The organism is Streptomyces sp. NPDC055955 (assembly GCF_042270245.1).
In the GTDB taxonomy this organism is placed as follows: Bacteria; Actinomycetota; Actinomycetes; order Streptomycetales; family Streptomycetaceae; genus Streptomyces.
In genome coordinates this window covers 449,127-472,412 of the sequence record NZ_JBHJYS010000006.1, presented here as the reverse complement: position 1 = coordinate 472,412, position 23,286 = coordinate 449,127, and the positions used below count along the sequence as shown (strand labels likewise).

Genomic DNA, 23,286 nt, shown 5'->3' with positions numbered 1-23,286 from the left:
ATGATCTGCCACATGATCGACAATTGGGGTGCGGCGGCCGGCAGGACGGTCAGGGCGGCCGTCAGGAACCAGCCGGCACCGGTGACGTACGGGCTGATCGCGCTGTGCTGCGTGGCCTTCCTGCTGTCCCCGGCGTCCGGGCTCAACCCCGCCTACGGCACGGGCGACCGGCTGCTCGCCGCGCAGAGCGACTACTTCGCCCGCTGGGGCGTGATCCCCTCGCAGCTGCTCACCGGCTCCCCACGCGCCGCGCTCACCACCGTCACGGCCCTCTTCGTCCACGGCAGCTGGCTGCACCTCCTCGGCAACATGCTGTTCCTGTACGTCTTCGGCGCGATGGTCGAGGAACGCATGGGCCACCTCCAGTTCGCGCTCTTCTACCTGTTCTCGGGCTGCGTGGCGCTGCTCGGCTACGCGATCGCGTACGCGGGCTCCGAGCAGACCCTGGTCGGCGCCTCAGGGGCGATCTCCGCGGTGCTCGGGGCATTCCTGTATCTCTTCCCCCGGGCGCGCGTGACGAGCCTGTTCCCGTTCCTGTTCTTCCTCCCCCTGAGGTTCCCGGCGTGGGTGGTGCTGCCGTTCTGGGCGGCGCTCCAGTGGGCCGCGGCGAGGCAGGGCAGCCGGGGGCCCGGGGTGGCGTACCTGGCGCACCTGGTCGGGTTCTCCGTCGGCTTCCTCTACGCGTGGATGCGCTACGGCGGAAAGAGGGGGGCGCCCAGGGCTTCTGCGCACGGGCAGGGGCGGGAGACGGGAGAGCTAGAGTGAAAGCAGCCCCAGCCACGGCCACCGAGGGAGACAGCCAGCCGTGATCACCGCGATCGTGCTCATCAAGACCAGCGTGGACCGGATCCCCGAGATCGCCGAGTCGATCGCCGCCCTCGACAGCGTCAGCGAGGTCTTCTCCGTGACCGGTACGTACGACCTGATCGCCATGGTGCGCGTCGCGCGCCACGACGACCTGGCGGACGTCATCCCCGGGAAGATCAGCAAGATCCCGGGCGTGGAGGCGACGGACACGCACGTCGCGTTCCGCACCTACTCGCAGCACGACCTGGAGGCGGCGTTCGCGATCGGGCTCGACTCCTGATCCTTCCCGCTCAAGACGACCGAAGGCCGCCCCGAGGGGCGGCCTTCGTCATGTCCGGTGCGGTGCGCGGATCACACCGCGGGGACGCAACGCCCGTCCTCCGTGCGGTAGTTCCAGCGCGCGCCGTCGCGCACCAACTCGGTGACGGCGCGGACGAAGCGCTCGACGTGCTCGTCCGGGGTGCCTGCGCCGAAACTGACGCGGATGGCGTTGAGGGACTTCTCGCCGGGCGCGGCCTCGGGCGCCCCGCACTCCCCCTGCGACTGCGGGTCGCTGCCCAGCAGGGTGCGCACGAGCGGGTGGGCGCAGAAGAGGCCGTCGCGCACCCCGATGCCGTACTCGGCGGAGAGCGCGGCCGCGAAGTGCGAGCTGTTCCAGCCCTCGACGACGAAGGAGATGACACCGACGCGCGGGGCGTCGTCGCCGAACAGCGAGAGCACCTTCACCTCGGGCACGGCGGCGAGCCCGTCACGGACCTTGCCGATCAGGTACTGCTCACGGGCGACGAGCGAGTCGAAGCCCGCCTCGGTGAGGGCCTTGCAGGCGGCGGCGATGGAGTAGACGCCGATGACGTTCGGCGAACCGGCCTCGTGGCGGGCCGCGCTGTCGTGCCACTCGACGTCCACGCCGCCGTCGGCGCGGCGCGCGACCTTGCGGGAGGCGCCGCCGCCGGCGAGGTAGGGCTCGGAGGCCTGGAGCCAGTCGGCGCGGCCGGCGAGGACACCGGAGCCGAAGGGCGCGTACAGCTTGTGCCCGGAGAAGGCGACCCAGTCGACGTCGAGGTCCTGGATGTCGACGGGGTGGTGCGGGGCGAGCTGCGCGGCGTCGAGGACGATACGGGCGCCATGGGCATGGGCCGCGGCGGCGAGCTCACGGACGGGCCACAGCTCGCCGGTGACGTTGGAGGCACCCGTGACGCACACCAGGGCGGGCCCGTACGGGTCGCGGTCGGCGAGGGCGCTCTCCAGGGTCCGGACGGCCTCGCCGGGCGTGCGCGGCGCGTTGAGGTAGGTCACGCGGGCGTCGCGCCACGGCAGGAGCGAGGCGTGGTGCTCGGTCTCGAAGACGAAGACCTCGCAGTCGGCGGGGAGCACGGCGGCGAGCAGGTTGAGCGAGTCGGTGGTCGAGCGGGTGAAGATCACCTGGTCGTCCGCGCGGCAGCCGAGGAACTCCGCGACGGTCACGCGGGAGTTCTCGAAAAGGTCGGTCGACAGCTGCGACAGGTACCCGGCGCCGCGGTGCACGCTGCCGTAGTACGGCGCGTAGGCCGCCACGTCGTCCCAGACCCGCTGGAGCGCCGGGGCGCTGGCCGCGTAGTCGAGCGCCGCGTAGGTGACCTCGCCCCCGGTGACGAGCGGAACGGTGACATCCCGGCCGAGAACCGGCAGAGGGGTACAAAGCGACTGGTCGGCGGCAGCGGTGGAGACAGACATGGCGAACTCCCGTGAGAGGCAAGCGAATTGACCACGCCGGAGCCGATGGCTCGACGGCGCAGCTGAAAAGGAAAAGGGTGTGCGGAGGTGGGGCGGAGATGCCCTATCGCATTCGCTTGCTCACGAGACTGCTCCCTTGAGGACCAGGACCCCAGGGTGTGCAGGGGTCCGCGCTTGCAGAGCACCTTGCTGTGCACTGCCTGGTCTTCACCCGGGGCACCCCGCCACGGACGGAGGGTTGCCGGACAGCGAGCCGGGGCCTAATCGCTGTCACTCATGACCTGCCGAGAAGTATGCCAGCCGATCGCTTCATCGCAACAGCGTGTCCGCATCCCGGACGGAGCGTGGTGGGGAGGCGCCGTCCGGCAACCTCCCCACCCTCCGTGCCCTACGCGCTCACGCGTTGCTGGCCGCCACCCAGCGCTCCAGCGTCCTCTTCGCGGCGCCCGAGTCGATCGACTCGGCGGCGCGGTCCATGCCGGCCCGGATCTGGTCGGTCAGAGGACCGTCGCCGGGCGTGAGAGCGACGAGCGCCGCCGCGGAGTTGAGGAGGACCGCGTCCCGTACCGGGCCCCTCTCGCCGTCCAGGAGACGGCGGGCGACCTCGGCGTTGTACGACGCGTCGGCGCCCCGCAGCGCGGACACCGGGACCAGGTCGATGCCGACGTCCCGCGGGTCGAAGGCCTCCTCGCGCACGGCGCCGTCCCGGACCACCCAGATCCGCGAGGTCGCCGTCGTCGTCAGCTCGTCCAGGCCGTCGTCACCGCGGAAGACGAGGGACGAGTGTCCGCGCTCGGCGAAGACACCGGCCACGATGGGCGCCATCCGCGCGTCGGCGACCCCGACGGCCTGCGCCCGCACCCTGGCCGGGTTGGTCAGCGGACCGAGGAAGTTGAACGTCGTACGGATGCCCAGCTGGCCGCGCGCCGCCGCCACGTGCCGCAGTGCCGGATGGAACTTCACGGCGAAGCAGAACGTGATCCCGGCCTCGTCCGCGACCTCGGCCACGCGCTGCGGAGACAGCTCCAGATTCACGCCGAGCTTCTCCAGGACGTCCGAGGCGCCGGACGCCGACGAGGCGGCGCGGTTGCCGTGCTTGACGACCTTGGCGCCCGTGCCCGCGATGACGATCGCCGACATCGTGGAGATGTTGACCGTCTTGGCGCCGTCGCCACCCGTGCCGACGATGTCGACCGTGTCGCCCTGGACCTCGATCACGTTCGCGTGCTCGTACATGGCCCGTACGAGGCCGGAGATCTCCTCGACGGTCTCGCCCTTGGCGCGCATGGCCACAGCGAAACCGGCGATCTGCGCGTCCGTGGCCTCGCCCCGCATGATGCGGTCCATGGCCCAGGCCGTGTCGTCGGCGCTCTGGTCGCGCCCTTCCAGGAGGCCGTTCAGGATCTGGGGCCAGGAACGGCCCGCCGCGGTATTGCCTCCTGCGGGGGTCACAGCATTCATCTGCCGCTCCTGGTTTTTCGTGTGTATGGGAACAAGGCCACCCTATCCAGCCCGGAGAGCGGCAAAGAGCCCCGTCCAGTGCCTGGACGGGGCTCTCACCGTGGCGACCATGGGGTCAGGTCAGGTGATCAGTGGTGGCCGTGGCCGCTGGTGATCTCCTTGTACTCCTCGACAGTCGGCTTGGGGATCTGGCTGTCCTCGCCGTACATCCCCTCGGAGAGCTTGGCCCGCAGCTTCTGCGTGCCGGACACCTTGCGCTCCACACCGTTCTCGTCGACCGTCGGGCCGATCTCGAGCGGCGCGTACTGCTCGTGCGCGGTGAGGGTGTGCAGGGCGTCGGAGCCGAGCGGCTCGTGGACCTCGATGAACTCACCGTGCGGCAGGCGCTTGATGAGGCCGGACTCGCGTCCGTGCAGCACCTTGTCCTTGTCGCGGCGCTGGAGGCCGAGGCAGATCCGCTTGGTGGCGACGAAGACCAGCACGGGCACGACGAAGAACCCGATGCGCACGAACCAGGTGATCGCGTTGATCGACAGGTGGAAGTGCGTGGCCCAGAGGTCGTTACCGCCACCGACGAGCAGGACGAAGTACCAGCTGATCCAGGCGGCACCGAACGCGGTCCGGGTCGGGACGTTGCGCGGGCGGTCCAGGATGTGGTGCTCGCGCTTGTCGCCGGTGACCCAGGACTCGATGAACGGGTAGACCGCGATGGCCACCAGGACCAGCGGGAAGATGATCAGCGGGATGAACACACCCAGGACGAGCGTGTGACCCCAGAGGTTGATCTCCCAGCCCGGCATGAAGCGGATCAGGCCCTCGGAGAAGCCCATGTACCAGTCGGGCTGCGCGCCGGTGGAGACCTGGTCGATCCGGTACGGGCCGATGGCCCAGATCGGGTTGATCGACGCGATCGCGGCGATGACCGCGATGACACCGAAGACCAGGAAGAAGAAGCCACCCGCCTTGGCCATGTAGACCGGCAGCAGCGGCATGCCGACGACGTTCTTGTTCGTCTTTCCGGGGCCCGCGAACTGCGTGTGCTTGTGGTAGAAGACCAGGATCAGGTGGCCGACCACCAGACCGAGCATGATGCCCGGCAGCAGCAGGATGTGGACCGAGTAGAACCGCGCGACGAAGTCGCCGCCCGGGAACTCGCCGCCGAAGAGGAAGAACGACAGGTACGTGCCGACGATCGGCACGGACAGGACCGCGCCCTCCATGAAGCGGACACCGGTGCCGGAGAGCAGGTCGTCCGGGAGCGAGTAACCGGTGAAGCCGGTGAACATGCCGAGGACGAACAGCAGGAAGCCGAACAGCCAGTTGATCTCACGCGGCTTGCGGAACGCGCCCGTGAAGAACACGCGCATCATGTGCACGAACATGCCGGCGAGGAAGATCAGCGCCGCCCAGTGGTGGATCTGCCGGATCAGCAGACCACCGCGCACCTCGAAGGAGATGTGCATGGTCGAGTTGAACGCCTCCGACATCAGCTGCCCCTGGAGCGGGACATAGCTGCCGTGGTACGTCACCTCGTTCATCGACGGGTGGAAGAACAGCGTCAGGTACACACCCGTGAGGATGATGATGATGAAGCTGTAGAGGCAGATCTCACCGAGCATGAAGGACCAGTGGTCCGGGAAGATCTTGCGCATGTTGGCCTTGGCCAGGGAGTAGATCCCGAGCCGGCCGTCCGCCCAGTCGGCCACCCGCTCACCGGCGGGCGCCTTCTCGCGCGAGGACGCGTCGTTGGTCGTCGTAGTGCTCATCCGCGCTCCCAGAAAGCAGGACCGACGGGCTCCGCGAAGTCGCCGAGCGCCTGCAGGTAACCCTCGTCGCTCACGCCGATACGCAGCTGCGGAAGCGCGTGGCCGGCGGGACCGAAGATGACGCGGGCGCCGTCGGAGAGGTCGAAGGTGGACTGGTGACAGGGGCAGAGCACGTGGTGCGTCTGCTGCTCGTACAGGGAGATCGGGCAGCCCACGTGGGTGCAGACCTTCGAGTACGCGACGACACCCTCGTGGCCCCACGCGAGCTCTTGCTTGTCCTTGATGTCTTCCGGCTGGATCCGGACCAGCATCAGGGCGGCCTTGCCCATGACCTGCTGGAAGTCCTCGTCCGTCTCCTCCAGGCCCTCGGGCTTGGCGAAGGTGAGCGAGCCGACCACGATGTCCGAAGGACGCATCGGCTGGTTCGTGCTCACGTTGACGAGGAGCTTGCCCTTCTTCCACGCGGTGTGCCGGAGCTTGTCCTCCGGCAGCGGACCGAGGTCACGCAGGAGGACGATGCCGGAGAGCGGAACCATCGCGACCGCGCCGAAGAGCGTGTTGCGGATCAGCTTGCGCCGGCCGAACTGCGACTCCTTGGCGCCCTGCTTGAAGTCCGCCAGGACCTTCGCCTTGACCTCGGGCTCGGCCGAGATCGCGTGGCGGTCGTCGGCGACCTCCACGTCGGACATCAGGGTGCGGGCCCAGTGGACCGCGCCCGCGCCGATGCAGAACAGGGCCACGCCGAGCGTCATACCGAGCGCGAAGTTCAGCGCGCTGATGTGCCCGATCGGCCAGATGTAGACGCTCTTGCCGGGCTTGATCGCCACGTACGAGGCGATGAAGGCGACCGTGGCGAGCATCGAGATCGTGAACAGGAGGGCGACCACGCGCTCGGAGCGCTTGGCGGCCCGCTCGTCGATGTCCTGGACCCGGTGCTCGTGGGGCGGCAGCCCCGGATCGGCGAAGGGGTCGTCCTTCACCGCGACCGAGCCGTGCGGCTGGTCGGCGTCCTGCGCGCTGGGCAGGTTCTCTTCTGGAATCTCTTGGCTACTCATGACTTCTTGGCCTTTGCGGTCCGAGCGGCGACCCAGACGGCGACGGCGATCAGTGCGCCGAGACCGAAGATCCAGGCGAACAGGCCTTCACTGACGGGGCCGAGCCCGCCCAGGTTCAGACCGCCGGGGCTCTCGGTCTCGTCGCCGTTGACCGCGTTGATGTACGCGATGATGTCCTTCTTGTTCTTCTCCGGCATCGTGGTGTCGGGGAAGGACGGCATGTTCTGCGGGCCCGTCTGCATGGCCTCGTAGATGTGCTTCGGGCTCACGCCCTCCAGGCTCGGCGCGAACTTGCCGTGTGTCAGCGCGCCGCCCTCACCGGTGAAGTTGTGGCACTGCGCGCAGTTGGTACGGAACAGCTCGCCACCGTTGGCGATGTCCGCACCCTCCGGGCTGACCTGGCTCTTCGTCGGGACGGTCGGACCGGCACCGAGCGAGGCGACGTACGCCGCGAGCTGGTCGATCTCGGCCTGCGAGTAAATGACCTTCTTCTTCGGGATCTGCGCGCCGGGCTGCTGCGCCGGCATGCGCCCGGTGCCGACCTGGAAGTCGACGGCCGCGGCGCCCACGCCCGTAAGCGGCGGACCGTCAGAGCTGCCCTGACCGCCGGTGCCGTGGCAGCTGGCGCAGCCGACGGCGTAGAGCTTCTTGCCCTCGTCGATGGCGAGGGACTGGGCGGTTTCGTCGGCCTGCGCCTTGCTCGCGGGTGCGAACGCGGCGTACAGCCCCCCGGTGGCCGCCAGCGCGAGGAGTAGGACGACGACCGCCGCCAGCGGATGGCGTCGTCGTGCGGAGAGCTTTTTCACGGATTACCCCGGTGTCAGGATCTTCTGCGTCGGTGCTTGCTGGACGAGTCGGTAGGTCGGGATCGACGTACCGGCTACTTGATCAAGTAGATCGTGGCGAAAAGGCCGATCCAGACGACATCGACGAAGTGCCAGTAATAGGACACGACGATGGCTGCGGTCGCCTGCTCATGGGTGAACTTCCTGGCCGCGTAGGTCCGGCCGAGGACGAACAGGAAGGCGATGAGGCCGCCTGTCACGTGCAGTCCATGGAAGCCAGTCGTCAGGTAGAACACCGAGCCGTACGGGTCGGAGGACAGCGAGAGACCGTCCTTCTTGACCAGCTCGGTGTACTCGAAGATCTGACCGCCGATGAAGATCGCACCCATGATGAAGGTGACGATGAACCATGTCCTGAGCTTCTTCACATCCCCGCGCTCGGCGGCGAACACGCCGAGCTGACAGGTCAGTGAGGAGAGCACCAGGATCGTGGTGTTCGTCGCTGAGAACGGAACGTTCAGCGACTCGGCCATTTCCTTCCAGTGATCTGGCCCGGTCACCGATCGCAGGGTGAAGTACATCGCGAAGAGGGCCGCGAAGAACATCAGCTCGGAACTCAGCCAGATGATGGTTCCGACGCTGGTGAGGTTCGGCCGATTGACCGACGGGTGCGCGTGCCCGGTTTCTACTGTCGTTGCTGTCGCCACGACCGACATTATGTCGGTCGCTTATCTCGCGCTCACTCCGGGGGGTGCCGTTCGGAGTGTCTGTGGGGTGTGTCCAGCCCGTATGGCCCATCGGGGCGGTGTCCGAACCGGTGTTGACGGGGTGTCGGGAGGAGTAGGCTCCGCGCAACGCTTCCCCACCTCGATGAGTCAAAGACGCCGAAGTCCCGGAGGAACGATGCAGTCGACCGCGACGGTCCTGGTCTACAGCGACAACGCAAGCACCCGCGAACAGGTCCGCCTCGCGACCGGGCGCCGGCCCGCCGCCGATGCCCCCGAGGTCGAGTTCGTCGAGTGCGCCACCCTCCCCGCGGTCCTCAAGGAGCTGGAGCACGGCGGCATCGACGTCTGCGTCCTGGACGGCGAGGCCGTTCCCGCGGGCGGCATGGGCGTCTGCCGGCAGATCAAGGACGAGATCTTCCACTGCCCGCCGGTGCTGATCCTGATGGGCCGCCCGCAGGACGCCTGGCTGGCCACCTGGAGCCGCGCCGAGGCCGCTGTGACGCTGCCGGTCGACCCGGTGGAGTTCGCGGGCGCACTGGCCGCCCTGCTGCGCTCGCGGAGCGCCGTGGAGGCGTAGGGCGCTTCGGTACGTCGAAGGGGCGATCCGCAGCGCTGCCGCGGGTCGCCCCTTGCGTGTGCGGTCCGGAGTCAGAAGTCTCACACCTCGGGGCTCAGCCGGGCCGCCTGGACGCCGATGCGGCCGCCGTCCGTCGCGGTCGCCTGGATGGCGCTGCCCTTCTCCCAGTTCTTCCAGCTGAGGTTCCAGTCGCCGAAGCCGTTGCCGAACGGGTCCATCTGCGCGCCGTTGCTGTTGACGACCTTCACGATGTCGCCGGTGCGGACGGTGTTGAAGAACCACTCGGCGTTGCTCATGCTCATGCCGGTGCAGCCGTGGCTGACGTTGGCGTATCCCTGCGAGCCCGTGGACCAGGGGGCGGCGTGCACGTATTCGCCGCTCCAGGTCACCCGGGTCGCGAAGTACACGTCCATGTCGTACGAGTCCGACGAGCCCTCGGCGATGCCGATGCTGGTGCTGCGCATCCGTACGAAGCGTTCCTTGCCGAGCACCACCTTGACGCCGTTACGGGTCTCGAAGCCGGGCTTGCCGGTGGTGACGGGGATCGTGTTGATCACACGGCCGTTGCGGTAGACCGTCATCTGGTGCGAGGCGGCGTCGGTGATGGCCTCTATTCGGTCGCCGATGGTGAGCCGCAGGGGCTTGGAGGCACCGCCCCAGAGGCGGTCACCGACCTTGATGCCGTTGAGGGTGCTGTGCGCCTCCAAGGTGGCGCCCGCGGGCCAGTACTCCTCGGGGCGGTAGTGCAGCGTCTTGTCGTCCACCCACGTCCAGGAGCCCGCCACGGCGGGCTCCGAGTCGACCTTCAGGCCCCGCTCCACCACGGCCCGTGCGGCCTTGTCCTTGACGGGGGCGCTGAGTACGGCGGTGACGGGCTGTCCGACGCCGTACTTTCCGGCATCGGGGCCGAAGGTGACCTTCAGGGCCTTGTTCTTGCCCGCGTGGCCCGTGTCGAAGGTGAGGACCTTGCGGCCCGGTGAGCCGTCCTCGTCCTCGGTGCTCACCTGCACCGTGTAGTGGGCGTCAGCGGCGAGCGGGGCGGTGCTGTGCCACCTGCTGCCGTCGGCCGACAGTTCGCCCGCCACATAGCGGCCTATGGAATCGGTGGCGGTGACGTCGGTGATACGCGCTTCGTCGCTCTCCGCGGATATCTCTATCGGCTTGTTCGGGTCGGCCTTCTTGTTCCCTGACTCCCCGACGAAGCTGACCTCGCTCGCCGCGTCGTACGGCTTGGCGGAGAGCGGATGACCGGAGCCGCCGCAGCCCGTGACGCTCGCACCGAGTGCGGTCACCAGCAGAGTGCAGCCCATTACCGTGCGAATTCTCGGTGAGTGGTTCATGAGCAACACGGTATGAACCCTGGCCGTCGGCGGCGCGTCGATTGGGCCGTCCGAGGCACGGCCGGTGCGGGGCACGGGAAAGGGCCCGGACACTCCCTCAGGAATGTCCGGGCCCTTCGGCGTCTGCCGGGCCCTACTGGGTCCGGTTCTCGCCGCGGTAGTACTCGAAGACCCAGCCCCACAGGCCGATCAGGATGATCGGGGCCGAGAAGTACATCAGCCACCAGCCGAAGACGACGCCCAGGAAACCGAGCGCACCACCGACGGCCAGAGCGAGCGGCTGCCAGCTGTGCGGGCTGAAGAAGCCCACCTCACCGGCGTCGTCCGCGACATCGGCCTCCTTGTTGTCCTGCGCACCCGTGTCGAGCCGCCGGGCCGTGAAGGCCAGGTAGTAGCCGACCATGATGCACAGGCCGAAGGCCAGGAACAGCGCCGTGGTTCCGGCGGGCTCCTTCGACCACACGCCGTAGACGATCGCCATGGCGAGCACGAAGACGCTCAGCCAGATGAACATCTTGCCTTGGACCTTCACTTGCCGGCCTCCTTGCCACCGGAGAGAGCGTTGCCCCCGTGGCCGCCGTTCTGGAGCTGGTCCATCGCGGCGATCTCCGGGTGGTGCAGGTCGAACGCCGGCGATTCACTGCGAATGCGCGGCAGGGTGAGGAAGTTGTGCCGCGGCGGCGGGCAGGACGTCGCCCATTCGAGCGAACGGCCGTAGCCCCACGGGTCGTCGACCTCGACCTTCTTGCCGTACTTGGCGGTCTTCCACACGTTGTAGAAGAACGGCAGGATCGACAGGCCGAGCAGGAACGAGGAGATCGTCGAGATCGTGTTCAGCGCGGTGAAGCCGTCGGCCGCGAGGTAGTCCGCGTAACGACGCGGCATGCCCTCGACGCCCAGCCAGTGCTGCACCAGGAACGTGCCGTGGAAGCCGATGAACAGCGTCCAGAACGTGATCTTGCCGAGCCGCTCGTCGAGCATCTTGCCCGTGAACTTCGGCCACCAGAAGTGGAATCCGGCGAACATCGCGAAGACCACGGTGCCGAAGACGACGTAGTGGAAGTGCGCGACGACGAAGTACGAGTCCGAGACGTGGAAGTCCAGCGGCGGGGCCGCCAGGATGACGCCGGTCAGACCACCGAAGACGAAGGTGATCAGGAAGCCGATCGTCCACAGCATCGGTGTCTCGAAGGACAGCGAGCCCTTCCACATCGTGCCGATCCAGTTGAAGAACTTCACGCCTGTCGGTACGGCGATGAGGAACGTCATGAAGGAGAAGAACGGCAACAGCACGCCGCCGGTGACGTACATGTGGTGCGCCCACACGGTCACGGAGAGACCCGCGATCGCGATGGTCGCGCCGATCAGGCCCGAGTAGCCGAACATCGGCTTTCTCGAGAACACCGGGATCACTTCGGAAATGATTCCGAAGAATGGCAACGCGATGATGTACACCTCTGGATGGCCGAAGAACCAGAAGAGGTGTTGCCATAGCAGGGCGCCGCCATTACTGGCGTCGAACACATGGGCACCGAACTTGCGGTCCGCCTCCAGGGCGAACAGCGCGGCGGCCAGGACCGGGAAGGCCAGCAGGACCAGCACACCGGTCAGCAGCACGTTCCACACGAAGATCGGCATACGGAACATCGTCATGCCGGGTGCGCGCATGCAGATGATCGTGGTGATGAAGTTGACCGAGCCGAGGATCGTGCCGAAGCCGGAGAAGGCCAGACCCATGATCCACATGTCGGCGCCGATGCCCGGCGAGCGGACGGCGTCCGAGAGCGGGCTGTAGGCGAACCAGCCGAAGTCGGCCGCACCCTGCGGGGTGAGGAAGCCGCCGACCGCGATGAGCGAGCCGAAGAGGTACAGCCAGTACGCGAACATGTTCAGCCGCGGGAACGCCACGTCGGGCGCGCCGATCTGCAGCGGCATGATCCAGTTCGCGAATCCGGCGAACAGCGGCGTCGCGAACATCAGCAGCATGATCGTGCCGTGCATCGTGAACGCCTGGTTGAACTGCTCGTTCGACATGATCTGGTTGCCGGGACGAGCGAGTTCGGCGCGCATGAAGAGCGCCATGAGTCCGCCGATGCAGAAGAACGCGAACGACGTGACCAGGTAGAGCGTGCCGATCGTCTTGTGGTCAGTGGTGGTCAGCCACTTGACGACGACATTCCCCGGCTGCTTGCGCCTGACCGGCAGCTCGTTCTCGTACGAGTCGTCAGCTGCGGCGGCACCCTGGGGTTCGTTGAGGATGCTCACAGGTTGTTCGTCTCCCGGTTCTTCTCGTGGCTCGTCTGCGCGATGCCGGACGGGATGTAACCGGTCTGCCCCTTCTTCGCGAGGTCCTTGAGGTGCTGCTGGTAGCGCTCAGGAGAGACGACCTTCACGTTGAACAGCATGCGCGAGTGGTCGACGCCGCAGAGCTCGGCGCACTTGCCCAGGAAGGTGCCCTCCCGGTTGGGGGTCACCTCGAAGGCGTTGGTGTGGCCCGGAATGACGTCCTGCTTCATCAGGAACGGCACCACCCAGAAGTCATGGATGACGTCGCGCGAGGTGAGGACGAACCGGACCTTCTCGCCCTTGGGCAGCCAGAGGGTGGGGCCGGGGTTCTTCGTCTGCGGGTTCCTCGACGCCGGCGTACCGGCCTCGTAGACGCCGCCGGCGTTCGCCGGGAAGTCCTTGACGAAGCGGTCCGGAATGCCGGCCAGCTCCTTCGAGGTCTTCGCGTCACCCGTGGAGCCGGGCACGTTCTCGACGTAGTTGAAGCCCCAGCTCCACTGATAGCCGACCACGTTGATGGTGTGGGCCGGCTTGTCGGCGAGGCTGAGGAGCTTCGACTCGTCTCGTGCCGTGAAATAGAAGAGGACCGAGACGATGATGAGGGGTACAACCGTGTACAGCGCCTCTAGCGGCATGTTGTACCGCGTCTGCGTTGGTACCTCGATCTTGGTGCGGCTGCGCCGGTGGAAGATGATGCTCCACAGGATCAGGCCCCAGACAAGGACACCCGTGGCGAGCGCTGCCGCCCACGAGCCCTGCCAGAGGGAGAGGATCCTGGGACCTTCTTCCGTAACCGGGGTCGGCATACCAAGACGAGGGAAGTCCTTGTATGTGCAACCAGTAGCGGTTACCAGGATCAGGCCCGCAGTCAGCACCTGCGGCAGCTTCCGCCGCATCGGGCGCCGCGACGAGCGGTCGGAGCCGTTGGGACTCACGTAGCGCCTTCCCGAGAGTCTCGCCCGCGCTGGTTGGCTACGGCCGTCTCGCTGGTCGCTCGCCGCCCTGGCACACGGGCAGGGGTTTGGATGTTTATGCGGACCAAACCCTACTGGACGCTATTTGGGGTCGCGCGGGGAGGGTGCCTAACGCGCCGCGGGTCACTCAGAAGGGGTGGAACTTGCTGTTCCGGGGGGATCTGACGGGGGATCGGGGGGATGTCCGACGGGCGCGGGCGCAGACACTGCGCCGGGTGCGCGCTCCGGGCGGCGGGTCGCGCCCGTTCTCCGCGCCCCTGGCCCGACGCCGCCCCCACCCCGGGCTTTACCGTTGCGGTGTGTCCTACTTCGACGCTGCCTCCTCCGCTCCCCTGCACCCCGTGGCCCGGCAGGCGCTGCTCGCCTCGCTGGACGAGGGGTGGGCCGACCCCGCCCGGCTCTACCGCGAGGGGAGGAGGGCCCGGCTGCTCCTGGACGCGGCCCGCGAGGCCGCCGCGGACGCCGTGGGCTGCCGTCCGGACGAGCTGGTTTTCACCCCTTCGGGGACGCGTGCCGTGCATGCGGGGATCTCCGGCGCGCTCGCGGGACGTCGGCGTGTCGGCCGGCATCTGGTGGTTTCCGCGGTCGAGCACTCCTCGGTACTCCATTCGGCTGCCGCGCTGGAGGCGGACGGCGGTTCGGTGACCGAGGTGGGCGTGGACCGGGCCGGTTCCGTCTCCCCCGGCGCGTACGCCGCCGCGCTCGGGCAGGACACGGCGCTCGCCTGCCTCCAGTCCGCCAACCACGAGGTGGGGACGGTGCAGCCGGTGGCCGAGGTCGCCGCGGCGTGCCGGGCCGCCGGGGTGCCACTGCTCGTGGACGCTGCGCAGTCGCTGGCGTGGGGGCCGGTCGAGGGCGACTGGTCGCTGCTCGCGGGCAGCGCGCACAAGTGGGGCGGCCCGGCGGGCGTGGGGCTGCTCGTCGTGCGCAAGGGGGTGCGGTTCGCGGCCCAAGGCCCGGCCGACGAGCGGGAGTCGGGGCGGGCGGCCGGGTTCGAGAACATTCCGGCCGTCGTGGCGGCCGCGGCCTCGCTGCGGGCGGTGCGCGCCGAGGCCGCCGAGCAGGACGCGCGACTGCGGGAGTTGACGGAGCGGATCCGGGCCCGGGTGCCGGGGCTCGTGCCCGATGTCGAGGTGGTGGGCGACCCGGTGCGGCGGCTGCCGCACGTGGTGACCTTCTCTTGTCTCTATGTCGATGGAGAGACTCTGCTGCACGAGCTGGACCGGGCCGGTTTTTCTGTTTCGTCCGGATCGTCGTGCACGAGCAGCACGCTGACGCCGAGCCATGTGCTCAAGGCGATGGGGGTGCTGAGCGAGGGGAACGTACGGGTGTCGCTGCCGCTCGGGACGACGGGGGACGACGTCGAGCGGTTCCTCGGGGTGCTGCCCGGGACGGTGGCGTCGGTACGGGAGCGGCTGGGGGCGACGGCCGTGACCGCGCCCGCCCCCGCGCCGGCGAGTGCGCCCTCACTCGTGGTCGACGCGCTCGGCAAGCGGTGCCCGCTCCCCGTCATCGAGCTGGCGAAGGTGATCGGGGACGTCCCGGTGGGCGGGACCGTGACCGTGCTCGCCGACGACGAGGCGGCGCGGCTCGACATCCCGGCATGGTGCGAGATGCGGAGCCAGGAGTACGTCGGGGAGGAGCCGGCGGAGCGCGGTGCCGCCTATGTGGTCCGCCGGCTCTCCTGACGGGACTACTTCAGGTGCTGCTTGACCTCGGCCGCGGCCTCGTGGCCGTACGCCTTGGTGAAGCGGTCCATGAAGTGCCCGCGGCGCAGCTGGTACTCCTGCGTGCCGAGGGTCTCGATGACCAGCGTGGCGAGCATGCAGCCGACCTGCGCGGCACGCTCATGGCCGACGCCCCAGGCCAGGCCGGACAGGAAGCCCGCGCGGAACGCGTCGCCGACGCCGGTCGGGTCGACCTTGGCCTCCTCCTCGGCACAGCCGACCTCGATCGGGTCCGCGCCGACGCTCTCGATGCGGACACCGCGCGAGCCGAGGGTCGTGACGCGGTGGCCGACCTTGCCGAGGATCTCCTCGTCGGTCCAGCCGGTCTTGCTCTCGATGAGGCCCTTCTCGTACTCGTTCGAGAACAGGTACGTCGCGCCGTCCAGGAGCGTGCGGATCTCGTCGCCGTTCATCCGGGCGATCTGCTGCGAGAAGTCCGCGGCGAACGGGATGGAGCGCGAGCGGCACTCCTCCGTGTGACGGAGCATGCCCTCCGGGTCGTCCGCGCCGATCAGCACCAGGTCGAGGCCGCCGACACGCTCGGCGACGGACTGCAGCTCGATGAGGCGGGCCTCGCTCATGGCGCCCGTGTAGAAGGAGCCGATCTGGTTGTGGTCGGCGTCCGTGGTGCAGACGAAGCGGGCCGTGTGCAGGACCTCGGAGATGCGGACGGAGTCGGTGTCCACGCCGTGCCGGTCGAGCCAGGCGCGGTACTCGTCGAAGTCGGCGCCCGCGGCGCCGACCAGGATCGGGTCCGTGCCCAGCTGCCCCATGCCGAACGCGATGTTCGCGCCGACACCGCCCCGGCGGACGTCGAGGTTGTCGACGAGGAAGGAGAGGGAGACCGTGTGCAGCTGATCCGCGACCAGCTGGTCGGCGAAGCGGCCGGGGAAGGTCATGAGGTGGTCGGTGGCGATGGAGCCGGTGACTGCGATACGCACGGCGTGGTCACGTCTTCCTGAGCGGAGGGGGTTGACGCTTTACGCTACCGGGTCGCGTCCGTCCGACTGAAGCGGCAAAACTACCCGATAGTAGGTCTTTCTTCGCGGGGCCGGACCTGCATAGCGTTCCTTTATGACGAACCTCAAGGTCCGCACCGCGTCCGCACCGCTCGACCTCGAAGGCGGCCTCGCGTCCCTGCGCGGCGACTGCGCCCGAATGGCCCCGCACTGGACGGCCCCCGCCAAGGACAAGCAGACGCCCGTCACCCCCTCCCTCCCCCACGGCGTCGTCGTGCCCTCCGAGTCCGCGCGGCTCATCGACTCGATGTCCGAGTACGGGGACTAGACAGGCGCCCGCGCGGGCTCCGGGGAGCGAGGAGGGAACCGCACGCTCCCCCGCTGCGTCCCATCGCTGTCCCCCGTACGGGGGGATACGGCGTACGACGCGACAGGTGAAGGAGCAATGCGGTGAGCACCGAGCAGACGCAGGATCGACACCGGGGGCGGTCTCCGCTGACTGTCGCCTCGGTCGCGGCAGCGGTACTCCTCGTCGGTGGCGGTGGCGCGTATTTCGCGACGACCTCGGCCGACGGTGACGGCCGCGGCGGGGCTCCGGCGGCCGGTGACGGCTCCACTCCCCCACCGCTGCCCCTGGACGGCTACCGGGAGGGCGGCACGGGTTCCACCTCGGGCATCGCGCCGGGCGAGCCCGACCCGAACGGCACCCGCTACCGGGCCGACGGCAAGCTCCCCACCGGCCCCGGCGACGCCCCCGTCTACCGGAGCCAGGGCAAGGTGACCGCGGCCGATGTCGCCGCGCTCGCCAGGACGCTCGACGCGCAGGGCACCCCGCGCCTGGAGAACGGCGCCTGGAAGGTGGGCCCGGCGAAGGACGGCTCGGGCCCCTCACTCCAGGTGACCGAACGGGCACCCGGCGCCTGGACGTACGCACGCTACGCACCGTCCGCGGGCCACAAGTGCGCGAGCCCCACCCGGTGCACCGAGGCGCCGGGGAACGGCAGCACCGAGGACGCCGTGAGCGAGGAGGCCGCGAAGAAGGCGGCCGCTCCGGTGCTCAAGGCGCTCGGCCAGGACGACGCGAAGCTCGACGCGCGCCAACTGATGGGCGCTGTACGCGTGGTGAACGCGGAGCCCCGCGTGGGCGACCTGCCCACGTACGGCTGGACCACGGGCGTGCAGGTCGGCTCGGACGGTCAAGTGGTGGGCGGCAGCGGCCAGTTGAAGAAACCGGTCAAGGGTGACACGTACCCCGTGATCAGTGCGCAGAAGACGCTCGATCTGCTCAACTCCGCGGCTGTCGGGGCCGGTCGCGTCGGTATCGGCGGCTGCGCCAGCCCGGTGCCGGTGAAGGAGCGGGACGAGGCACCGTGCAAGGCACCGACGAAACTGCCCGCGGCGGAGCCCGTCCATGTCACGGGGGCCACGTTCGGGCTCGCGGCGCAGTTCTCGCAGGGACGGCAGATCCTCGTGCCGTCGTGGCTGTTCCAGGTGAAGCCGCAGGGCGGGCAGGCGGCGTTCACGGTGACGCATCCCGCGGTGGACCCGAAGTTCCTCACCTCGCCGCATGCGCCGGGGCCGACCGGCAAGCCGAGCCCGCGGCCGAGCGTCAGCCCCGGCTCCCCGGGGACCGACACCCGCGCCGTGCGCCCCGACAGCTACACGGTGGACGGGCGGACGCTGACGGCGCACTTCACGGGCGGCGTGTGCAGCACCTACACGGCCACCGCCACGGAGAACGACGGCACTGTCGCCCTGAAGGTCACGGAGACACGGAAGAAGGGCACGGTCTGCATCGCGATGGCGAAGTTCTACACGCTGCCGGTGACGCTGGACGAGCCGCTCGACGGCCGGAAGGTCGTGGACTCCGAGGGCAAGGCGGTGCCGCACGCGGACGGCGGGCGGGGGCACGAGCCGGCGCCGCGGAGCTGACCCCGCGACACGACACGAAGCGGCGGTTCCCCCTCGAGCAGGGAACCGCCGCTTCGTGTGCGTACAGGCTCAGACTCAGCTGAACGAGTCGCCGCAGGCGCAGGAGCCCGTGGCGTTCGGGTTGTCGATCGTGAAGCCCTGCTTCTCGATCGTGTCGACGAAGTCGACGGAGGCGCCGCCCAGGTACGGGGCGCTCATGCGGTCGGTGACGACCTTGACGCCACCGAAGTCCTTCACGACGTCCCCGTCGAGGGAGCGCTCGTCGAAGAAGAGCTGGTAGCGCAGGCCGGAGCAGCCTCCGGGCTGTACGGCGACGCGCAGCGCCAGGTCGTCGCGCCCTTCCTGGTCAAGGAGGGCCTTGACCTTGGCCGCGGCGGCGTCGGACAGGAGGATGCCGTCGCTCACGGTGGTGGTCTCGTCCGATACGGACATCTGCTTCTCTCCAGGGTTGTACGGAGACTGCTTGCCGACGTTCCAACCGGCGGGGCCGCGGTTTCATTCCGGCCCTGGCGCTCGTGTTTCGCCTCGCGGCGAGTTCGGCTTCCTTGCCCTTTCATGCTCGCACACCCCGCGCGCGGGCGGCACGGGCCGGTCCGCGCGGATTGCGTCACATCGACACGATGGCCATCGTCATTCTGACGTGAAGCAGTTATGATAGATAGCGTCATTTCGACGAGAAGCCTCGCCGCACGAATGTCATAACAAGAAAGGGTGCGTGACGTGACCACGGCCCAGACCCCCGTTGACCTGGACGTTCAGCCGACTCCGCTGGCCCTCCTGCTGCTCGGCCGCGAAGCCGACCCGCGGAGCGAGCGCGGTGTGGAGTGCCCTGGAGACCTGCCCTCCCCGTCCGACCCGGACCTGGTGGAGCGCGCCCGCGCGGCCAAGGAGAAGCTCGGGGACAAGGTCTTCGTTCTCGGCCACCACTACCAGCGCGACGAGGTCATCCAGTTCGCGGACGTCACCGGCGACTCCTTCAAGCTCGCCCGCGACGCGGCCGCCCGGCCGGAGGCCGAGTACATCGTCTTCTGCGGTGTGCACTTCATGGCCGAGTCCGCCGACATCCTCACCGGCGACGACCAGAAGGTGGTCCTGCCCGACCTGGCCGCCGGGTGCTCCATGGCCGACATGGCCACCGCCGAGCAGGTCGCCGAGTGCTGGGACGTGCTGACCGAGGCCGGCGTCGCCGAGCAGGTCGTGCCCGTCTCGTACATGAACTCCTCCGCGGACATCAAGGCGTTCACCGGCAAGCACGGCGGCACGATCTGCACCTCGTCGAACGCGAAGAGGGCCCTCGACTGGGCCTTCGAGCAGGGCGAGAAGGTGCTCTTCCTGCCGGACCAGCACCTCGGGCGCAACACCGCCGTGCGGGACATGGGGATGTCCCTGGAGGACTGCGTCCTGTACAACCCGCACAAGCCGAACGGCGGCCTGACCGCCGAGGAGCTGCGGAACGCGAAGATGATCCTGTGGCGCGGGCACTGCTCGGTGCACGGGCGCTTCTCGATCGACTCGGTCGACGACGTCCGCGAGCGGATCCCCGGCGTACGGGTCCTGGTGCACCCCGAGTGCAAGCACGAGGTCGTCGCCGCGGCGGACGAGGTCGGCTCGACGGAGTACATCATCAAGGCCCTCGACGCGGCCCCGGCCGGGTCGAAGTGGGCGATCGGCACCGAGCTCAACCTGGTGCGGCGCCTCGCCAACGCGCACCCCGACAAGGAGATCGTCTTCCTCGACAAGACGGTCTGCTTCTGCTCGACGATGAACCGCATCGACCTGCCGCACCTGGTGTGGACCCTGGAGTCCCTGGCCGAGGGCAACCTGGTCAACCGGATCGAGGTCGACCGCGAGACCGAGCAGTTCGCGAAGCAGGCGCTGGAGCGGATGCTGGCGCTGCCGTAGGCGCGAAGGCGCGCGAAGCCCGGAGCCCGGGTCCCACGTGAAGGTGGGACCCGGGCTCCGGGCTTTGCGCCGAAAGGGTCAGACTCCCGCCGGCTCCGGGTCCCCGGACTCGGCCTCCGTGGCCTGCGCGGCCTCCGGCTCGGCCGTCGCTCCGGCCTTCTTCGCCCGCTTCGCCGCGCGCTTCTTGCGGCGCCGCTCCTTGCGGAGCTCCAGCATCGCGTAGAGCGTCGGGACGAGGAGGAGCGTCAGGAGCGTCGACGTGATCAGACCGCCGATCACCACCACCGCGAGCGGCTGGGCGATGAAGCCGCCCTCGCCGGTGACGCCGAGCGCCATCGGGAGCAGGGCGAAGATCGTCGCCAGGGCCGTCATGAGGATCGGGCGCAGGCGGTGGCGGCCACCCTCGATGACCGCCTCGATCGTGCCGTAGCCCTCCTTGCGGTACTGGTTGATCAGGTCGATCAGGACGATCGCGTTGGTGACCACGATGCCGATGAGCATCAGCATGCCGATCATCGCCGGGACACCCATCGGGGTGCCGGTGGCGACGAGCAGGCCGATCGCGCCGGTCGCGGCGAACGGGATCGAGACCAGCAGGATCAGCGGCTGCGCCAGCGAGCGGAACGTGGCGACCAGGAGCATGAACACGATCGCGATCGCGGCCAGCATCGCGAGGCCGAGGTTCTTGAACGCGTCGTCCTGGTCGGACGTGACGCCGCCGATCGTGGCCTTCGCGCCCGCGGGCAGCTTCAGCGCGTTGATCTTCGTCTGGAGGTCGGCGCTGATCGCGCCGGTGTTGTCACCGGTCGGCCTGGCCGTGATCGTCGCGGCGCGGGCGCCGTCGATCCGGGTCATGGAGACCGGCCCGTCGACCAGCTTCACCGTGGCGATGTCGCCGAGCTTCAGACCGCGGGGGCCCATGGGGAGCTTCTTGAGCTCGTCCATCGTCGTGGCGGGCTTCGCCGACTTCACGACGACGTCGCGCTCGGTGTCGTCGAGGATCGCCTTGCCGCTGGTCGTCCCGCGCACGGCCTGGCCGACGGCCGCGCCGAGCGTGGTGTCGTCGAACCCGGCGGCCGCGGCCCTGGAGTTGGCCTTGACCGAGATGCGCGGGACCGACTGCGACAGGTCGCTGGTGACGTCCGTGACGCCGTCGAGCTTTGCGACCTCGTCGCGGACCTCGTCGGCCGCCTTGCGCAGGACCTGGCCGTCGGCCGCCTTCACCACGACGCTCAGGTCCTGGCTGCCGAAGCCGTCACCGGCCGCGATGGTGGTCCGGCCGATCCCTGAGAGCTCACCGAGACCCTTCTCGATGCGGTCCTGGGTCTTCTCGAACGACGCCTTGTCCTTCAGCGTCACCTGGTACGAGGCCTGGTTGGTGTCGGTGCCGCCGCCGAAGGCCGCCATGAAGCCGGACGAGCCGATGGTGACCTGGTAGTCCTTGACCGAGTCGACGCCGTCGAGCAGCTTCTCGACCTTCTTCGCCGCGGCGTCGGTCGTCGCCAGGCTGGTGCCCGGCTTCAGCTTCTGCTTGATGGACAGGACTTCCTGCTCGCCCTGGTCGAAGAAGTTCGTCTTCAGCATGGGGGCCATGCCGAACGTGCCGACCAGGACCACGACCGCGATGAGGACGCTGGTGAGGCGGCGACGGGTCGCGAAGCGCAGGACGGGGACGTAGATCCGCTGGAGCCAGGACCGCGCCTCCTTCTCCTCGGCCTTGCGGCGGGCCTCCTCCGGGTCGACGCCCTTGATCGCCTTGGGCGGGCGCAGGAACCAGTACGAAAGGACCGGGACGACGGTGAGCGAGACGATCAGCGAGGCCAGCAGGGCCGCCGTGACCGTCAGCGAGAACGAGCCGAACAGCTCGCCGACCATGCCGCCCACCAGGCCGATGGGCAGGAAGACGGCGACGGTGGTCAGGGTGGACGACGTGACGGCGCCCGCGACCTCGCGGACCGCCTTGAGGATCGCCTCCTGGCGCTCCTCGCCGTAGCCGAGGTGTCGCTTGATGTTCTCCAGGACGACGATGGAGTCGTCCACGACACGGCCGATCGCGATGGTCAGCGCGCCGAGCGTGAGCATGTTGAGCGAGAGGTCGCGAGTCCACAGAACGATCAGGGCCAGGACGACCGAGAGCGGGATCGAGACCGCGGTGACCAGGGTCGAGCGGATCGACGCCAGGAACACCAGGATGACGAGGACGGCGAAGAGGAGGCCGAGCGCGCCCTCCGTCGTCAGACCGTCGATGGACTTGGAGACGGCCGGGCCCTGGTCGCTGACGACCGTGAGCTTCGCGCCGGTGCCGAGGTCCTTGCGCAGGTCGGGGAGCTTGTCCTTGACCGCGTCGGAGATGGCGACCGCGCTGCCGTCGTGGTCCATGGTGACCATGACCGCGAGGCTGGGCCTGCCGTCGGTGCGGGTGATCGAGTCGGCCTTCGCGGGCCGCTGCGCGACCTCGGCGACGTCACCGAGGCGTACGGGCTTCCTGACGCCCTCGCCGGTGACCATCAGGTCCTCGATCTGCTTCAGGGAGGTGAAGCCGCCGCCGACCTGGACGGTGCGGTTGCTGCCGCCCTCGTCGAAGGAGCCGGCGGGCACGGTCGCGCCGCCCGCCTGGAGGGACCGGCCGAGCGCGGCCGGGCTGATGCCGGCCGCGGCGAGCTTCTTGTCGTCGGGGGTGACGGTGACCTGGAGGTCGCGCACACCGTCGACGGTGACCTGGCCGACGCCGTCGACGTCCTTGAGGGACGGGACGACGGTCCTGTCGAGCTGGTCGGCGAGCGCCTGCTGGTCCTTGTCGGACGTGACGGCGAGGACGACGGTCGGTATGTCGTCCGTGGAGCCCGCGACGACCTGCGGGTCGACGTCGTCGGGGAGCTGGGCGCGGGCCCGGTTCACGGCCTGCTGGACGTCGGCGACGAGCTGCTTGGAGCCGTTGCCGTAGTCGAACTGGGCCATGATCACGGCGTTGCCCTCGCTCGCCGTGGAGGTGATGCCGGTGATGCCGTCGACCGCGTCGATGGTCGACTCGAGCGGCTCGACGACCTGCTTCTCGACCACGTCGGGAGACGCGCCCTGGTACGGGGCCAGGACGGACACCATGGGCAGTTCGATGGAGGGCAGCAGCTGCTGCTTGAGCTGGGGGATCGCGATGGCGCCGAAGACGATCGCGATGATCGACATCAGCCCGATCAGGGCCCGTTGAGCGAGGCTGAATCTCGACAGCCAGGACATGGTGTGGGTCTCTCTCTGTGGCAAGCGCGGCAGGAGGAGG

The 23,286-nt window shown here is 68.9% G+C and carries 20 protein-coding genes and 1 riboswitch; of the genes, 7 read left to right on the top strand and 13 right to left on the bottom strand.

The annotated features are described in order from the left end of the window. Positions 1–12: 12 nt before the first annotated feature. Both ACFC96_RS15765 and ACFC96_RS15760 read left to right on the top strand, forming a co-directional pair. Complete coding sequence (locus ACFC96_RS15765) at positions 13–765, top strand: rhomboid family intramembrane serine protease (RefSeq protein ID WP_376612680.1); 753 nt, start codon at positions 13–15, stop codon at positions 763–765. A 40-nt stretch (positions 766–805) separates the two neighbouring features. Continuing rightward, a complete protein-coding gene (locus ACFC96_RS15760; RefSeq protein ID WP_100592167.1) occupies positions 806–1,087 on the top strand; it encodes an Lrp/AsnC family transcriptional regulator in 282 nt (93 codons plus the stop codon). Positions 1,088–1,158: 71 nt separating this feature from the next. Here ACFC96_RS15760 and ACFC96_RS15755 read toward each other — a convergent pair whose 3' ends face one another. From ACFC96_RS15755 to ACFC96_RS15730, 6 genes are all read right to left on the bottom strand, one after another. Continuing rightward, positions 1,159–2,520 carry an aminotransferase class V-fold PLP-dependent enzyme gene (locus tag ACFC96_RS15755; RefSeq protein WP_376258783.1) on the bottom strand — a complete coding sequence of 454 codons (1,362 nt, stop codon included), beginning with the start codon at positions 2,518–2,520 and terminating at the stop codon, positions 1,159–1,161. Positions 2,521–2,685: 165 nt separating this feature from the next. Then, positions 2,686–2,802, bottom strand: a riboswitch (SAM riboswitch). Between the two features lie 114 nt (positions 2,803–2,916). Continuing rightward, a complete protein-coding gene (gene trpD / locus ACFC96_RS15750; protein ID WP_376258785.1) occupies positions 2,917–3,981 on the bottom strand; it encodes an anthranilate phosphoribosyltransferase in 1,065 nt (354 codons plus the stop codon). A gap of 128 nt (positions 3,982–4,109) precedes the next feature. Beyond that, entirely contained in the window at positions 4,110–5,747 is a 1,638-nt protein-coding gene (locus tag ACFC96_RS15745) for a cytochrome bc complex cytochrome b subunit (RefSeq protein ID WP_376258786.1), read from the bottom strand. Further along, positions 5,744–6,802, bottom strand: coding sequence for a Rieske 2Fe-2S domain-containing protein (locus tag ACFC96_RS15740; RefSeq protein ID WP_376258788.1), 1,059 nt, complete (start codon positions 6,800–6,802; stop codon positions 5,744–5,746). Before ACFC96_RS15740 ends, ACFC96_RS15745 begins: the two co-directional genes overlap by 4 nt. Next, complete coding sequence (locus ACFC96_RS15735) at positions 6,799–7,608, bottom strand: c-type cytochrome (protein WP_376258789.1); 810 nt, start codon at positions 7,606–7,608, stop codon at positions 6,799–6,801. Before ACFC96_RS15735 ends, ACFC96_RS15740 begins: the two co-directional genes overlap by 4 nt. Positions 7,609–7,682: 74 nt before the next feature. After that, the gene (locus tag ACFC96_RS15730; RefSeq protein ID WP_100592161.1) at positions 7,683–8,303 is read right to left on the bottom strand and encodes a heme-copper oxidase subunit III; all 621 of its coding nucleotides are present in this window, start codon (positions 8,301–8,303) and stop codon (positions 7,683–7,685) included. 187 nt (positions 8,304–8,490) lie between these two features. Here ACFC96_RS15730 and ACFC96_RS15725 point away from each other — a divergent pair, with 187 nt between their 5' ends. After that, positions 8,491–8,892 carry a hypothetical protein gene (locus ACFC96_RS15725; protein ID WP_376258791.1) on the top strand — a complete coding sequence of 134 codons (402 nt, stop codon included), beginning with the start codon at positions 8,491–8,493 and terminating at the stop codon, positions 8,890–8,892. A gap of 80 nt (positions 8,893–8,972) precedes the next feature. Here ACFC96_RS15725 and ACFC96_RS15720 read toward each other — a convergent pair whose 3' ends face one another. From ACFC96_RS15720 to coxB, 4 genes are all read right to left on the bottom strand, one after another. After that, on the bottom strand, positions 8,973–10,232 hold the full coding sequence (locus tag ACFC96_RS15720) for an Ig-like domain-containing protein (protein ID WP_376612678.1): 1,260 nt from the start codon (positions 10,230–10,232) through the stop codon (positions 8,973–8,975). A 133-nt stretch (positions 10,233–10,365) separates the two neighbouring features. Beyond that, the gene (locus ACFC96_RS15715; RefSeq protein ID WP_376258794.1) at positions 10,366–10,764 is read right to left on the bottom strand and encodes a cytochrome c oxidase subunit 4; all 399 of its coding nucleotides are present in this window, start codon (positions 10,762–10,764) and stop codon (positions 10,366–10,368) included. After that, the gene (gene ctaD, locus ACFC96_RS15710; protein WP_116502518.1) at positions 10,761–12,497 is read right to left on the bottom strand and encodes a cytochrome c oxidase subunit I; all 1,737 of its coding nucleotides are present in this window, start codon (positions 12,495–12,497) and stop codon (positions 10,761–10,763) included. The genes ACFC96_RS15715 and ctaD overlap by 4 nt, the downstream gene beginning before the upstream one ends. Beyond that, positions 12,494–13,453 carry a cytochrome c oxidase subunit II gene (coxB, locus tag ACFC96_RS15705; RefSeq protein ID WP_376258795.1) on the bottom strand — a complete coding sequence of 320 codons (960 nt, stop codon included), beginning with the start codon at positions 13,451–13,453 and terminating at the stop codon, positions 12,494–12,496. Before coxB ends, ctaD begins: the two co-directional genes overlap by 4 nt. A gap of 338 nt (positions 13,454–13,791) precedes the next feature. On the opposite strand from coxB, the gene ACFC96_RS15700 reads away from it, so the two are divergent. Then, entirely contained in the window at positions 13,792–15,180 is a 1,389-nt protein-coding gene (locus ACFC96_RS15700) for a cysteine desulfurase/sulfurtransferase TusA family protein (RefSeq protein ID WP_376258797.1), read from the top strand. A 5-nt stretch (positions 15,181–15,185) separates the two neighbouring features. Here the strand turns inward: ACFC96_RS15700 and ACFC96_RS15695 are convergent, their stop codons facing one another. Next, entirely contained in the window at positions 15,186–16,160 is a 975-nt protein-coding gene (locus ACFC96_RS15695) for a carbohydrate kinase family protein (protein ID WP_376258799.1), read from the bottom strand. Between the two features lie 133 nt (positions 16,161–16,293). On the opposite strand from ACFC96_RS15695, the gene ACFC96_RS15690 reads away from it, so the two are divergent. Next, positions 16,294–16,506 carry a hypothetical protein gene (locus ACFC96_RS15690; protein ID WP_376258800.1) on the top strand — a complete coding sequence of 71 codons (213 nt, stop codon included), beginning with the start codon at positions 16,294–16,296 and terminating at the stop codon, positions 16,504–16,506. Positions 16,507–16,628: 122 nt separating this feature from the next. Beyond that, a complete protein-coding gene (locus ACFC96_RS15685) occupies positions 16,629–18,110 on the top strand; it encodes a hypothetical protein (protein ID WP_376612676.1) in 1,482 nt (493 codons plus the stop codon). A 75-nt stretch (positions 18,111–18,185) separates the two neighbouring features. On the opposite strand, the gene ACFC96_RS15680 is transcribed toward ACFC96_RS15685, so the two are convergent. Next, on the bottom strand, positions 18,186–18,542 hold the full coding sequence (locus ACFC96_RS15680; protein ID WP_100592151.1) for an iron-sulfur cluster assembly accessory protein: 357 nt from the start codon (positions 18,540–18,542) through the stop codon (positions 18,186–18,188). Positions 18,543–18,821: 279 nt separating this feature from the next. Between ACFC96_RS15680 and nadA the strand changes: the two genes are divergently transcribed. Beyond that, on the top strand, positions 18,822–20,012 hold the full coding sequence (nadA, locus tag ACFC96_RS15675; protein WP_362899951.1) for a quinolinate synthase NadA: 1,191 nt from the start codon (positions 18,822–18,824) through the stop codon (positions 20,010–20,012). A gap of 78 nt (positions 20,013–20,090) precedes the next feature. On the opposite strand, the gene ACFC96_RS15670 is transcribed toward nadA, so the two are convergent. Further along, positions 20,091–23,246: an efflux RND transporter permease subunit gene (locus tag ACFC96_RS15670; RefSeq protein ID WP_376258805.1), complete on the bottom strand. Its 3,156-nt coding sequence runs from the start codon at positions 23,244–23,246 to the stop codon at positions 20,091–20,093. Positions 23,247–23,286 lie beyond the last annotated feature (40 nt).